The sequence below is a fragment of the Labrys sp. E2SS-1L genome, from assembly GCF_057073705.1.
The window spans coordinates 1,739,411-1,754,157 of sequence record NZ_CP172712.1; the positions used below are offsets into that span (position 1 = coordinate 1,739,411).

Consider the following 14,747-nt stretch of genomic DNA (forward strand, 5'->3'; position numbering starts at 1 on the left):
CGCGTTCGAACGAAAACGCGTCTTTGGGATTTGGGGAGATTTCATCAAATCTCGAAACGCTTTAGCCAATCTGGAGCTACTGGCCATGAACATTCATGAATACCAGGCAAAGGCGGTCCTGAAGGAATTCGGCCTGCCCGTATCGAAGGGCGTCCCGGCCTTGACGGTCGAGGAAGCGGTGAAGGGGGCGAAAGAGCTCTCCGGTCCGCTTTACGTGGTGAAGTCGCAGATCCATGCGGGCGGGCGCGGCAAGGGCAAGTTCAAGGAACTGCCTGCCGACGCCAAGGGCGGGGTGCGGCTGGCCAAGTCGATCGAGGACGTGCGCGCCCATGCGCAGGAGATGCTGGGCAACACGCTGGTGACGGTGCAGACCGGGCCGGCCGGCAAGCAGGTCAACCGCCTCTATGTCGAGGACGGCTCCGACATCGAAAAGGAGTTCTACCTCTCGGTGCTGGTCGACCGCGAGACCAGCCGGGTCGCCTTCGTGGTCTCCACCGAGGGCGGCATGGACATCGAGAAGGTGGCCCATGAGACGCCGGAGAAGATCGTGACCTTCTCGGTCGATCCGGCCACCGGGGTGATGGCCCATCACGGCCTGGCGGTGGCCAAGGCGCTCGGGCTCTCGGGCGACCTGGCCAAGCAGGCGGTGAGCCTGACCACCAGGCTCTACACCGCCTTCGTGGCCAAGGACATGGCGCTCCTGGAGATCAATCCCCTGATCGTCACCAAGGACGGCCAGCTCAAATGCCTGGACGCCAAGATGGGCTTTGATTCCAATGCCCTCTACCGCCATCCCGACATCGTGGCGCTGCGCGACGAGAGCGAGGAAGACCCCAAGGAGATCGAGGCCTCGCGCTACGATCTCAACTACATCGCGCTCGACGGCTCGATCGGCTGCATGGTGAACGGGGCGGGCCTGGCCATGGCTACGCTCGACATCATCAAGCTCTATGGCGAGGAGCCGGCCAACTTCCTGGATGTCGGCGGCGGCGCCAGCAAGGAGAAGGTGACGGCGGCCTTCAAGATCATCACGGCCGATCCGCAGGTGAAGGGCATCCTGGTCAACATCTTCGGGGGCATCATGCGCTGCGACGTGATCGCCGAGGGCGTGATCGCTGCGGTGCAGGAAGTGGGGCTGACCATCCCGCTGGTGGTGCGCCTGGAGGGCACCAATGTCGAACTCGGCAAGCAGATCATCCGCGATTCCGGCCTGAACGTGATCGCGGCCGACGACCTCGACGATGCCGCCCAGAAGATTGTCAAAGCCGTGCGGGAAGCCAAGTAATGTCGATCCTGATCAACAAGCAAACGCGCGTCATCTGCCAGGGCTTCACCGGCAAGAACGGCACCTTCCATTCCGAGCAGGCGCTCAAATACGGCACGCAGCTGGTGGGGGGCACCTCGCCGGGCAAGGGCGGCTCGCAGCATCTGGGCCTGCCGGTGTTCGACACCGTGGCCGAGGCACGCCATGTCACCAAGGCCGATGCCTCGGTGATCTATGTGCCGCCGCCGGGGGCGGCGGATGCGATCTGCGAGGCGATCGACGCGGAAATCCCGCTGATCGTGTGCATCACCGAGGGCATTCCGGTCACCGACATGATCAAGGTGAAGCGGGCGCTGTCGGGCTCGAAGTCGCGCCTGATCGGGCCGAACTGCCCGGGGGTGATGACGGCGGACGAATGCAAGATCGGCATCATGCCGGGCAACATCTTCAAGAAGGGCTCGGTGGGCATCGTGTCGCGCTCGGGCACGCTGACCTATGAGGCGGTGTTCCAGACCACCCATGAGGGGCTGGGGCAGACCACGGCGGTGGGCATTGGCGGCGACCCGGTCAAGGGCACCGAGTTCATCGACGTGCTGGAGATGTTCCTGGCCGATCCCGACACCCATTCGATCGTGATGATCGGGGAGATCGGCGGCTCGGCCGAGGAGGATGCGGCGCAGTTCCTGGCGGACGAAGCCAGGCGCGGGCGGGCCAAGCCGACGGTGGGCTTCGTGGCCGGGCGCACCGCTCCCCCCGGACGGCGCATGGGCCATGCCGGCGCCATCATCTCCGGCGGCAAGGGCGATGCCGGCTCCAAGATCGCCGCGCTCGAAGCCGCCGGCGTCAGGGTATCACCCTCCCCGGCGCGCCTCGGCACCACGCTGACGGAACTGCTGAAGGGTTGACATCAAGGGGCTGAGAACGGGCCGGAACCAAGGTTCCGGCCTTCAGAACCGAAGGAACGGGACGATGGATCGTCAAGACGATAGGAACCTGCAAAGCTTCGCCTATGGCGGCGACGCCGAGTATCTCGAAGATCTCTATGCGCGCTACGAGGACAATCCGTCCTCGGTCAATGGCGAGTGGGCGGCCTTCTTTGCCGGTCTCGCCGACGACAAGGCGATCGTCGAGAAGAATGCGCGCGGCGCGAGCTGGGCCAAGCCCAACTGGCCGATCGTGGCCAATGGCGAAATCGTCTCGGCTCTCGACAGCAATTGGGGCCAGATCGAGAAGAAGGTCGGCGAGAAGATCAAGGCCAAGGCGGACGCCCAGGGCGCGGCCATCTCGTCCGAGGCCATGCTGCAGGCGACGCGCGATTCGGTGCGCGCCATCATGCTGATCCGCGCCTATCGCATGCGCGGCCATCTCTTCGCCAATCTCGATCCGCTCGGCCTGCAGGAGGCGCGCGACCACGAGGAGCTGCATCCGCAGACCTATGGCTTCTCGGAAGCCGACCTCGATCGCAAGATCTTCATCGACCATGTCCTGGGGCTCGAATTCGCCACCGTCCGCGAGATCGAGGCCATCCTCAAGCGCACCTATTGCTCGACCCTCGGCGTCGAGTTCATGCATGTCTCCGATCCTGCCCAGAAGGCGTGGATCCAGCAGCGCATCGAAGGGGCGGACAAGGAGATCACCTTCACCCGCGAGGGCAAGCGCGCCATCCTGTCCAAGCTGATCGAGGCCGAGGGCTTCGAGAAGTTCATCGACGTCAAATATACCGGCACCAAGCGCTTCGGCCTCGACGGCTCGGAATCGGCCATTCCCGCGCTGGAGCAGATCATCAAGCGTGGCGGCGCGCTCGGCGTGCAGGACATCGTGCTGGGCATGGCCCATCGCGGCCGCCTCAACGTGCTGGCCCAGGTGATGGGCAAGCCGCACCGCGCCATCTTCCACGAGTTCAAGGGCGGCTCCTACGCGCCCGATGATGTGGAAGGCTCCGGCGACGTGAAATACCATCTGGGCGCCTCGTCGGACCGCGAGTTCGACGGCAACAAGGTGCATCTGTCGCTGACCGCCAACCCCTCCCATCTCGAGATCGTCGATCCCGTGGTGCTCGGCAAGGTGCGCGCCAAGCAGGACCAGCAGGACGATACCGATTCCCGCGCCAAGGTGATGCCGCTGCTCATCCATGGCGATGCTGCTTTCGCCGGGCAGGGCGTGGTCGCCGAATGCCTGGGCCTGTCGGGCCTGAAGGGCCACCGCACCGGCGGCTCGATGCATTTCATCATCAACAACCAGATCGGCTTCACCACCTATCCGCGCTATTCGCGCTCCTCGCCCTATCCTTCCGACGTGGCGAAGATGATCGAAGCGCCGATCTTCCATGTGAACGGCGACGATCCCGAGGCGGTGGTGTTTGCCGCCAAGGTCGCGACGGAGTTCCGCCAGACCTTCCACAAGACCGTCGTCATCGACATGTTCTGCTATCGCCGCTTCGGGCACAATGAAGGCGATGAGCCGGGCTTCACCCAGCCCTTGATGTATCGCAAGATCCGCTCGCATCCGGGCGTGGTCGAGATCTACTCGAACAGGCTGATCGAGACCGGCGTGGTCACGGCCGGTGAGGTCGAGAAGATGAAGGCCGACTGGCGCGCGCGCCTGGAAGCCGAGCACGAAGCCGGCCAGGCCTACAAGCCCAACAAGGCCGACTGGCTCGACGGGCAATGGGCGGGGCTGCGCGCCATCGGCGCCACCGACGACGATCCGCGCCGCGGCGCCACCGGCGTCGACGCCGCCAAGCTGACCGCCATCGGCAATGCCCTGACCACCGTTCCCGAGGGCTTCCAGGTCCACAAGACCATCCAGCGCTTCCTCGACACGCGGCGCAAGATGATCGAGACCGGCGAGGGCATCGACTGGGCGACGGCCGAGGCTTTGGCCTTCGGCACGCTCTGCGACGAGGGCCATCGCGTGCGGCTGTCGGGCCAGGACTGCGAGCGCGGCACCTTCTCCCAGCGCCATTCGGTGCTGATCGACCAGGAGACGGAGAAGCGCTACACGCCGCTCAAGAACATCCGCGAGGGCCAGGGCAAATACGAGGTCATCAACTCGATGCTCTCGGAAGAAGCCGTGCTCGGCTTCGAATATGGCTATTCGCTGGCCGAGCCCAAGGCGCTGACCCTGTGGGAAGCCCAGTTCGGTGACTTCGCCAACGGCGCCCAGGTGGTATTCGACCAGTTCATCTCCTCGGGCGAACGCAAATGGCTCCGCATGTCGGGCCTCGTCTGTCTTCTGCCGCATGGCTATGAAGGGCAGGGGCCCGAGCATTCCTCGGCTCGCCTCGAACGCTTCCTGCAGATGTGCGCCGAGGACAACATGCAGGTCGCCAACTGCACGACGCCGGCGAACTATTTCCACATCCTGCGCCGGCAGCTCAAGCGCGACATCCGCAAGCCCTTGATCCTGATGACGCCGAAATCGCTGCTGCGCCACAAGCGCTGCGTGTCGAAGCTCAGCGAGCTGGGGGCCGATACCACCTTCCACCGCATCCTGTGGGACGACGCCCAGTTCGGCAACTCCACCACCAAGCTGGTGGCGGACGAGAAGATCCGGCGCGTCATCCTGTGCACCGGCAAGGTCTATTACGACCTGCTCGACGAGCGCGAGAAGCGGGGCATCGACGACATCTATCTGATGCGCGTCGAGCAGCTCTATCCCTTCCCGCTGAAGTCGCTGGCCAACGAGCTGTCGCGCTTCCGCAAGGCGGATGTGGTCTGGTGCCAGGAAGAACCCAAGAACATGGGCTCGTGGTCCTTCGTCGAACCCTATCTGGAATGGGTGTTGGGACAGGCGGGCACCAAGGCCAAGCGGGCGGCCTATGCCGGCCGGCCGGCCTCTGCTGCGACCGCGACGGGCCTGATGTCCAAGCATCTGGCCCAACTGCAGGCCTTCACCGACGAAGCCCTGACGATCTGACGGGCTCATTTCGCACCGACAGGCGGGACCCGCTTCCGCTTGTCGCAACTCCATTGAAAAGAGGGCGCCTGAAGGCGGGCGTGAAATCATGGCGACGGAAATCAAGGTGCCGACCCTGGGCGAGTCGGTCACGGAAGCCACCATCGGCAAATGGTTCAAGAAGCCGGGCGAGGCCGTGAAGGCCGATGAGCCGTTGGTGGAGCTCGAGACCGACAAGGTGACGCTGGAAGTCAATGCTCCCGCCGCCGGCGTGCTGGGTGAAATCCTGGCCAAGACCGGCGAGACGGTCGGCCCGGGGGCCACGCTCGGCACCATCGCGGCCGGCTCCGGTGCTGCCGCTGCCCCGGCGGCCGCACCCGCTCCAGCCCCCGCTGCCCCGACGTCGGCCCCCGCCGCGCCGGCTGCTGCCGCACCGGCCTCGCCCGCTGCACCGCCTTCGCCCGCTGCGGCCAAGATCGCCGCCGATCGTGGGCTCGATCCGGCCCAGATCGAAGGGTCGGGCCGCCGCGGCCAGGTCCTCAAGGGCGATGTGCTCGCTGCGCCGGCTCCTGCGGCTGCTCCCGCTCCGGCTCCCGCCGCTGCTCCGGTGCCATCGGCGCCGCGGGTTGCTTCGCCGCCAGCCGATGCCGCACGCGAGGAGCGTGTGCGCATGACCAAGCTGCGCCAGACCATCGCCCGCCGCCTGAAGGAAGCCCAGGCCAACGCCGCCATGCTGACGACCTTCAACGAGGTCGACATGACCAACGTCATGGCGCTGCGCAACCAGTACAAGGACCTGTTCGAGAAGAAGCATGGCGTGAAGCTCGGCTTCATGTCCTTCTTCGTGCGGGCTTGCACCCAGGCCCTCAAGGAGATGCCGGCGGTCAATGCCGAGATCGACGGGCAGGACATCATCTACAAGAACTATTGCCATGTCGGCGTCGCCGTCGGCACCGACAAGGGCCTCGTCGTGCCGGTGATCCGAGATGCCGAGACGCTCGGCCTGGCCGGCATCGAAAAGACCATTGCCGATTTCGGCAAGCGGGCCCGTGACGGCCAGCTCAAGATCGAGGAGATGCAGGGCGGCACCTTCACCATCTCCAATGGCGGCGTCTATGGTTCACTGATGTCGACGCCGATCCTCAATGCGCCCCAGTCGGCCATTCTCGGCATGCACAAGATTCAGGAGCGCCCGATGGTGGTCGGTGGCCAGATCGTGGCACGCCCGATGATGTATCTGGCGCTGTCCTATGATCACCGCATCATCGACGGCAAGGAAGCGGTCACCTTCCTGGTGCGCGTGAAGGAGAGCCTGGAGGATCCGGCTCGCCTCGTGCTGGACCTGTAAATCTTCACCCTCCCCTGGAAGGGGGAGGGTCGACGCGCAGCGTCGGGGTGGGGTGGTGGTTCGATGTTGCGGAGAACCGCCGCGCCTTATCCAGTTGGTGCGCGCGGAAGTCACCCCACCCCGGCCTTCGGCCGACCCTCCCCCTACAGGGGAGGGTGAAGTGAAAGCGAGCCCCCATGCCCTCTCATGATCTCGTCGTTATCGGCACTGGCCCCGGCGGCTATGTCTGCGCCATCCGCGCCGCCCAGCTCGGCATGAATGTCGCCGTGGTCGAGAAGCGCGCCACCTATGGCGGCACCTGCCTCAATGTCGGCTGCATCCCGTCCAAGGCGCTGCTGCACGCCTCCGAATTGTTCGACGAGGCCGGGCATGGTTTCAAGGCCTTCGGTATCGAAGTCCCCGCGCCGGTGCTCAATCTGCCCCAGATGCTGAAGCACAAGCAGGAGACCGTGGACGCCAACGTCCAGGGCGTTGCCTTCCTGTTCAAGAAGAACAAGATCACGGCTTATCGCGGCACCGGCAAGATCCTGGCTGCCGGCAAGGTCGAAGTGACGGCCGAAGACGGTTCGAAACAGACGCTGGACACCAAGTCGATCGTGATCGCCACGGGCTCGGACGTTGCGCAGCTCCCCGGCGTCACCATCGATGAGAAGACCGTGGTCTCCTCCACGGGCGCACTCGAACTGGCTGCCGTGCCCAAGAAGCTGGTCGTCATCGGCGCCGGCGTCATCGGCCTCGAGCTCGGCTCGGTCTGGCGCCGCCTCGGCGCCGAGGTCACCGTGGTGGAGTTCCTCGATCGCATCCTGCCGGGCATGGATCTGGAAGTCGCCAAGCAGGCCCAGCGCTTGCTCGGCCGCCAGGGCATCGAATTCAAGCTTGCCACCAAGGTGACCGGCGTCGAGACCAGCGCCTCGGGTGCCGTCGTTTCCGTGGAGCCGGTCGCCGGCGGTGACAAGCAGACCATCGCGGCCGACATCGTCCTCGTCGCCACCGGCCGCCGCCCCTATACGGACGGCCTCGGCCTGGAGGAAGCCGGCGTCGTCACCGAGCGCGGACGCGTGATCATCGACGATCATTTCGCCACCAATGTCCCCGGCATCTACGCCATCGGCGACGTGGTGCGCGGGCCGATGCTGGCGCATAAGGGCGAGGACGAGGGCATCGCCGTCGCCGAGATCCTGGCGGGCCAGCACGGCCATGTGAATTACGACGTCATTCCGGCGGTGGTCTACACCTATCCCGAGATCGCTTCGGTGGGGAAGACCGAGGAAGAGCTCAAATCGGCCGGCATCGCCTACAAGGTCGGCAAGTTCCCCTTCACCGCCAATGGCCGTGCCCGCGCCAACCGCACCACCGAAGGCTTCGTCAAGGTGATTGCGGATGCGACCACCGACCGCGTGCTCGGCGTGCATATCCTCGGCGCCGGCGCCGGCGAGATGATCCATGAGGGCGTGGTGCTGATGGAGTTCACCGGCTCCTCCGAGGATCTCGCCCGTTCCTGCCACGCGCATCCGACCATGTCGGAAGCCGTCAAGGAGGCGGCGCTGGCCGTCGAGGGGCGCGCGATCCATATTTGATCGCGGCTTCTGCACCGCTTTGTTGTCACAAAGCCGCTAAAAGGCCATAGACACGCTTTAGGGCACACTTCCCAGAGCAAAGCGCGTTTGGTGAAAACGCCGCTTTGCTCTAGTTCTTCGCTTTGACGCGTCTTTGCGATTCTTGGTGAGACCGTCGAATCGCAAAACGCTATGAAGTGTGCCCACACTGTTTCTGTCGCCGGTTCCGGTCCCTCAGGCCGGCCGTCCCGGAGTTTGCAATGCCTTTTGCCCGTACCGTTCTCGTCGCTCTTAGCCTGTCCTTGCTGGCCGGCACAGCCTATGCGCAGAACGAGTCAGGCACGCCGCCTGCCGAAACGGCGCCTGCTCCCGCGGATGCGTTGCCGCCGGCCGACCTGGTCGCCGCCAATCAGCCGCTCGAGATCGACACCCATCGCATCAATCCCAAGGCGCTGAGTGCGGCCGACAAGGCGACGCTCGACCAGATCGACAGCTATTTCAACAATATCAAATTCTTCTCCGGCAATTTCGTGCAGGTCGGTTCGGACGGCAAGCGCATCAACGGCAAGTTCTGGGTCTCCAAGCCCGGCCGCATGCGCTTCGACTACGACCCGCCGTCCTCGCTGCAACTCCTGGCCGACGGCACCTCCGTGGCCGTGCGCAACCGCAAGCTCAACACCCAGGATCTCTATTTCATCAAGCAGACGCCGCTGCGCTTCCTTTTGGCCGACAGGCTCGACCTGATCGAGGATTCCAGAGTGCTGGCGGTCGGCCGCGAGCCGGCCGGAATCAGCGTCATCCTGGAGGAGGGCTCGGCTGCCAGCGGCGGCAAGTCGCGCATCCAGCTGACCTTTCCGGCACCGAATTACGAGCTGAAGCAGTGGACCGTCACCGATCCGCAGGGCTACGACACCACGGTGACGATCTCCGGCATCGACCGCAAGCTGCAGCTGCCGGACAAGATCTTCTATATCGACCAGACCAAGATCCTGAAGTAGCCGGGCGGGAGCAGGGCGCCCCATCACAGGCGTCTCAATGCGAATTCGTACAGCGCGCGCCCGGGTTACCTCCGAGGTTTCGCCATCAGGGCGATCCGCATCAAGGCGCGCGAGACGATGGCCTGCCCCAGAACGGCGTTGCGGCGGGCATCGAGCACGGCTTCCGACAGATCGGCTACGATGCGGTCGAGCCGAGCCATGGTCAGGGCAGAGAGCTGAGCCGAGACGCCGGCCTTGCGGCGGAAATGTACCTGCATGCCCATCGAATCGACCACATTGGCGGCCGGGCGGCCCTTCTCGACCTCCCCGCGCAGGCGGTGAAGCAGGAGTGCGTGACGCAGGGCCGTACCCGCCAGCTGCGAGGTGTTGACGCCTTCGTTCCAGGCCTTGGCGAGGGTGGAATCGAGCAGATCCGCCCGGCCGGAAAAGGCGGCATCGATGATCTCGTCGGTGGCGAGCGCACTGGCATCGCCCACCACGGCCTCGACGTCGCTGAGCTCGATGCGCCCGGCGCCATGGGCGTAGAGCGTGAGTTTCTTCAATTCGCTGCGGGTCGCCAGGCGATCGCCGCCGAGAAGCCCGATCAGCGTCTCCCGGGCTTCGGGCGCGATGGTGAGGCCTGAAATGGCGACTTCCTCGGCAATGATCTGGCCGATATTGGCATTCTCGTCGCCGAAACAGGCGATCACCGCCCCGGCGCGGGACTTCTCCACCAAGGAGACCAGGGCATGGTTCTTCTTGAGGTCGCCCGCCTCGATCACCACCCGGCAGGCTGTCGGCGGGTTGGCGAGCACGGGCTCGACCGCCGGCACGATGTTGCGGCTGCCGGCGCGCAGGCGTACGGCGCGGCGTCCGCCGAAGAGGGGAATGGTGAAGACCTCGTCGGCGAGCCGCGCCGGATCACTGCTGATCTCGTCGCCGTCAAGGCGAACGAGCTGGAAGGGATCCTCGACATCGTCGACCGAGGCCGCGACCAGGGCACGCACCCGCTCGCTCACCAGGCCGGTATCCGGCCCATAGACCATGATCACCGCGAAATGGGCGTCCGGCTTCTTGATGAAGGCATCGACGGCGCGCCGTTCGATGGAGGCCATGTCTCAATCAGCCATCAGGGATGGTCGGCGAGCCAGGTCGCCAACCTCAGGCGGATCTGGTCAGCCATCACGTCGGCCGCATCGTTCTCCGCATCGCGTCGGGCACGCACGGTGGCGAAACGCTGCAGGCCGGAATTATAGGACTTGCGCGTGAAGTTCTTCGCCTTGAGCAGGATCTTGTCCGTGGCCGGGTCGAGCAGCGTGTAGTCGGTCGTCAGTGTCACCGTGTCGATTTGCGGCGTGGCGTTCAGCGCGTCGACCAGCGCCGAATCGGAGCTGGAGGAGGTTACAAGCACCAGCCGGTAGCGCGCCGGCGGAGCCTCGGCGCCGCCCGTGAGATTGAACGACAGCCGGTTGCGCACCTGCTGGCCGACACGATCCTCGACCGGGTCGATGGCGATGGCGGCAAGCCTCCCCTTCAGCCCAGGCGAACCGTTGCCGGGCTCGGCCAGCATCGGACGGAAGCAGCCACCCAGCATCACCGCCGGCAGGAGGGCGAGGGCCAACAGCGCGCCGCGGCGCGAGGTCTGACTAGACGACGACATTCACAATCCTTCCCGGCACCACGATGATCTTCTTGGGAGCGCGCCCTTCCAGCACGCGCTGGACGGTTTCGTTCGCCAATGTGGCAGCTTCGACTTCCTTTGGCGATGCCGATTTCGGCACCGTCAGATCGGCCCGCTTCTTGCCGTTGAACTGCACTGGCAGGGTGACGGTATCGTCCTCCAGCAGCGCAGGATCGGCCACCGGCCAGGAGGCCTGCGCCACCAGGCCCTGACCGCCGAGCACGCTCCAGCATTCCTCGGCCAGATGGGGCATCATCGGCGCGATCAACTGCACCAACATGACGCCGGCTTCCTTCAGCGCAGCGGCCAGATTGGCAGGCACGGCCTCGCCGTTCTTGGTGCCGTCCAGCGTGCGGCCGAGGCTGTTCACCAGCGTGTAGATATGCGCCACGCAGCGGTTAAAGCCGAGACGTTCGATATCGCCTTCGACGGCTGCCAGGGCGCGGTGCGCCGCCTTGCGCACGGCGAGGACGTCATCCTCGCTTGCGGCAGGGCTAGCCGGTGAGGCCGAATGGGCGGCGATCTCGTTGACGATGCGCCAGATGCGCTGCACGAAGCGGCCGGCGCCCTGGACGCCGTCCTCGGTCCAGATGACGTCGCGCTCGGGCGGCGAATCCGACAGCATGAACCAGCGCGCAGTATCGGCGCCGTAGTCGGCGATGATGTCGTCGGGGTCGACGACATTCTTCTTCGACTTCGACATCTTCTCGATCGAGCCGATCTCGACCGGCTCGCCGGTGCGGTTGTTGAAGGCGCGGCGCTCGGCACCGTCGCCCTCGATGCGCACGTCGGCCGGCACCACCCATTCGCCATTTTCAGCGCGGTAGGTCTCGTGCACCACCATGCCCTGGGTGAACAGGCCCTTGAAGGGCTCGTCCAGGCCGACATGGCCGGTCTTCTTCATGGCGCGCACGAAGAAGCGGCTATAGAGCAGATGCAGGATGGCGTGCTCGATGCCGCCGATATATTGGTCGACCGGCAGCCAGGCATCGGCTTCCTTGCGCACCGTCGGCGCCGTCTCGATCCACGGATCGGTGAACCGGGCGAAATACCAGGAGGAGTCGACGAAGGTGTCCATCGTGTCCGTCTCGCGACGGGCCGGCTTGCCGCATTGCGGGCAGTCGACATGGCGCCAGGTCGGATGATGGTCGAGCGGATTGCCGGGCCGATCGAAGGTGACGTCGTCGGGCAGCTTGACCGGCAGATCCTTCTTGGGCACCGGCACCACGCCGCAGACCTCGCAATGGATCACCGGGATCGGGCAACCCCAGTAGCGCTGGCGCGAAATGCCCCAGTCGCGCAGGCGGAAATTGACCTTGCGCTCGGCCACGGGTGCATTGCCATGCGTCCGGCTTTCCAGGCGACGGGCGACCTCTTCCTTGGCTTGCTCGATGGTCATGCCGTCGAGGAAACGCGAATTGATCATCAACCCGTCGCCGTCATAGGCGACGTCGGTGATCACGAAGCTGGCCGGGTCCTGGTCGGGCGGGCACACCACCGGCGTGTTGCCCAGGCCATAGGCATTGACGAAGTCGAGGTCGCGCTGGTCATGCGCCGGGCAGCCGAAGATGGCGCCCGTGCCGTATTCCATCAGCACGAAATTGGCGACGTAGACCGGCAGCTTCCAGTCCGGATCGAAGGGATGCACGGCGCGGATGCCGGTGTCGAAGCCCTTCTTCTCGGCCGTTTCGATCACGGCTGCCGAGGTGCCCGTGCGCTGGATCTCCTCGATGAACGCAGCCAGTTCCGGATTGTTCGCCGCAGCGGCCTTGGCGAGCGGATGATCGGCCGCGATCGCCATGAACTTGGCGCCGAACAGCGTGTCGGGGCGCGTGGTGTAGATCAGCAGTTCGTTCTCGCCCGCAGGCGCGGTGGCCGCGTCGAGCTCGAAGCGCACCTGCAAGCCTTCCGACTTGCCGATCCAGTTCTTCTGCATCAGCCGGACCTTCTCCGGCCAGCGATCCAGCGTGTCCAGGGCCGAGAGCAGGTCCTGCGAGTAATCGGTGATCTTGAAGAACCACTGGGTCAGCTCGCGCTGCTCGACCAGGGCGCCCGAGCGCCAGCCGCGGCCGTCGATCACCTGCTCATTGGCCAGCACGGTGTGGTCGACAGGATCCCAATTGACCTTGGAGATCTTGCGCTCCACCAGGCCTGCCTGCAGGAAATCCAGGAACATCGCCTGCTGGTGGCGATAATAGGAAGGATCGCAGGTCGCGATCTCGCGGCTCCAGTCCAGCGACAGGCCCATCGATTTGAGCTGGCCGCGCATGGTGTCGATATTGGCATAGGTCCATTTGGCCGGATGCGTCTTGTTCTGCATCGCAGCATTCTCGGCCGGCATGCCGAAGGCGTCCCAACCCATCGGGTGCAGCACGTTGAAGCCCTTGGCCCGGCGATAGCGCGCCACCACATCGCCCATGGTGTAGTTGCGCACATGACCCATATGGATGCGCCCGGAGGGATAGGGGAACATCTCGAGCACGTAGTAGCGCGGACGCGGATCCTCATTCCTGGTTTCGAAGATCGCCTGGTCGGCCCAGGTCTTCTGCCATCTGGGCTCGGCGTCGCGGGCGTTATAGCGCTCGGTGGTCATGGGGAAGGGAACTCGGAGGTTGAATGTCAACTGAAAGTTGATTTTGAAACGCCGCTTTTAGCGGGCGCGGCGGTGCAAAGCTAGCCTCGTCTCCTTTCGAAGGCCTGAAGAATCTGCGGGAAATCACCCGACAGGGTCGGCACAGGCACGGTTTTGTCATGCCCAGGCTTGACCCGGGCATCCAGCGCCGACGGATTTCCGCGCTGGAAACGAGAGCTGGATAGCCGGGTCGAGCCCGGCAATGACAAGGGTTGAGCCGACGTCGACGGCCGAACGTCGGACAGACCCTGCCTACTCGGCGAGCTTGACCGGCACCGGACGGGTCAGGAGATCGACGTAGAAGTCGAAGAAGCGCTTGTTGTCGAACTGCTTGACCACCTTCACCTTCTGCAGGAGGTCCGTCGGCTGCTTCTGCCAATAGCCGAGCGTGCGGCCATAGCCCGGCCCGAACGCCACATCGACGTCGATATAGAGATCGTCGACCTTGGTCGCGTAGCTCGGATCGACCAGATAGGCGAGGGCGAGCGTATCGAACACGCTGGCCTTGGCCTTGTCGTCCTTGGCGAACTTCTTGGCCATCCAGCTGTCCCGGAAGAGCTTCTGAACCGGGCCTTCGCCGGCGGTGAGGCGGTCGAATTCGGGCTTGCCGATCTGGGTGATGTCGGTGACATCAAGGGGAATGAGGGCCTGTTCGATCGGCTCGCGCATGACGATACGGGCGGCCTCCGGATCGATCCAGACATTCATTTCGGCGGCGGGCGTGGTATTGCCCTTCACGTCGACCGCGCCGGCCATGTAGACGATACGCTTGATCAGCGGCACGATTTCCGGATTCTTGCGGATCGCCAGGGCGATGTTGGTGGCCGGCCCGATCACCAGCAGTGAGACTTCGTGCGGATTGGCCTTGATCGTCTCCACGATGAAGTCGACAGCATCCTCCTTGCGCGGCTTCGCCTTCTTGGCGAAGCCGTCCGGCGGGGCGATCAGGTCGGCCTCCTTGGGCTGCGGGCGATGGAACGAGGTCTTGTAGCTCTCCCCGAAGCCGAACAGCGCACGCTCGTGCTCGAAGCTCCTGGGATCGTGGACGAGGGGCAGGTTCGCGCCGGCATAGACGCCGATCCTGTCCTCGATGCCGAGGCGCTCGACGGCGCGCAGGGCATCGGCGACTTCCTGTTTCAGCCAGTCATTGCCGGTGACCACGGTGATGCCCAGAAGGTCGATCGCCTTGTCCTTCTGCAACTGGGCCGCCATGATCAGCACTTGGCCGTCATCGCCGATCGTCGAGAAATCCGTGTCGAGAATGATCTTTTCGGGAGCCGCCTGGGCGGGCGAGGCCAGAAATGCACCCGCGGCCAGTACAAGAGCGGCCATTAATCGCTTCATCGAAAATTTCCTCCTGATCCAATTGTCTGGCCGCGCCTGAAGAATGGC

The 14,747-nt window shown here is 64.8% G+C and carries 10 protein-coding genes; 6 read left to right on the forward strand and 4 right to left on the reverse strand.

Annotated features, from left to right (window positions below):
* Positions 1-85 precede the first annotated feature (85 nt).
* The 6 genes from sucC (at position 86) to ACIGJE_RS08015 (ending at position 9,063) form a co-directional block, all read left to right on the forward strand.
* Entirely contained in the window at positions 86-1,285 is a 1,200-nt protein-coding gene (gene sucC, locus ACIGJE_RS07990) for an ADP-forming succinate--CoA ligase subunit beta (RefSeq protein ID WP_483679746.1), read from the forward strand.
* Positions 1,285-2,169: a succinate--CoA ligase subunit alpha gene (gene sucD / locus ACIGJE_RS07995; RefSeq protein ID WP_311944192.1), complete on the forward strand. Its 885-nt coding sequence runs from the start codon at positions 1,285-1,287 to the stop codon at positions 2,167-2,169. Before sucC ends, sucD begins: the two co-directional genes overlap by 1 nt.
* A gap of 64 nt (positions 2,170-2,233) precedes the next feature.
* Positions 2,234-5,182: a 2-oxoglutarate dehydrogenase E1 component gene (locus ACIGJE_RS08000; protein ID WP_367625322.1), complete on the forward strand. Its 2,949-nt coding sequence runs from the start codon at positions 2,234-2,236 to the stop codon at positions 5,180-5,182.
* An 88-nt stretch (positions 5,183-5,270) separates the two neighbouring features.
* Positions 5,271-6,509: a 2-oxoglutarate dehydrogenase complex dihydrolipoyllysine-residue succinyltransferase gene (odhB, locus tag ACIGJE_RS08005; protein ID WP_311944194.1), complete on the forward strand. Its 1,239-nt coding sequence runs from the start codon at positions 5,271-5,273 to the stop codon at positions 6,507-6,509.
* A gap of 176 nt (positions 6,510-6,685) precedes the next feature.
* Positions 6,686-8,086, forward strand: coding sequence for a dihydrolipoyl dehydrogenase (gene lpdA, locus ACIGJE_RS08010; protein WP_415086934.1), 1,401 nt, complete (start codon positions 6,686-6,688; stop codon positions 8,084-8,086).
* A 239-nt stretch (positions 8,087-8,325) separates the two neighbouring features.
* On the forward strand, positions 8,326-9,063 hold the full coding sequence (locus ACIGJE_RS08015) for an outer-membrane lipoprotein carrier protein LolA (protein ID WP_311944197.1): 738 nt from the start codon (positions 8,326-8,328) through the stop codon (positions 9,061-9,063).
* A 65-nt stretch (positions 9,064-9,128) separates the two neighbouring features.
* Here the strand turns inward: ACIGJE_RS08015 and holA are convergent, their stop codons facing one another.
* The 4 genes from holA to ACIGJE_RS08035 all read right to left on the reverse strand — a co-directional run bounded on the left by holA (position 9,129) and on the right by ACIGJE_RS08035 (position 14,687).
* Positions 9,129-10,157 carry a DNA polymerase III subunit delta gene (gene holA, locus ACIGJE_RS08020; protein WP_311944199.1) on the reverse strand — a complete coding sequence of 343 codons (1,029 nt, stop codon included), beginning with the start codon at positions 10,155-10,157 and terminating at the stop codon, positions 9,129-9,131.
* A gap of 14 nt (positions 10,158-10,171) precedes the next feature.
* On the reverse strand, positions 10,172-10,702 hold the full coding sequence (gene lptE / locus ACIGJE_RS08025; protein WP_311944200.1) for an LPS assembly lipoprotein LptE: 531 nt from the start codon (positions 10,700-10,702) through the stop codon (positions 10,172-10,174).
* Positions 10,689-13,316: a leucine--tRNA ligase gene (gene leuS / locus ACIGJE_RS08030; RefSeq protein ID WP_367625315.1), complete on the reverse strand. Its 2,628-nt coding sequence runs from the start codon at positions 13,314-13,316 to the stop codon at positions 10,689-10,691. The genes lptE and leuS overlap by 14 nt, the downstream gene beginning before the upstream one ends.
* 291 nt (positions 13,317-13,607) lie before the next feature.
* A complete protein-coding gene (locus ACIGJE_RS08035) occupies positions 13,608-14,687 on the reverse strand; it encodes a nucleoside hydrolase (RefSeq protein ID WP_483679751.1) in 1,080 nt (359 codons plus the stop codon).
* Between the last annotated feature and the right edge of the window lie 60 nt (positions 14,688-14,747).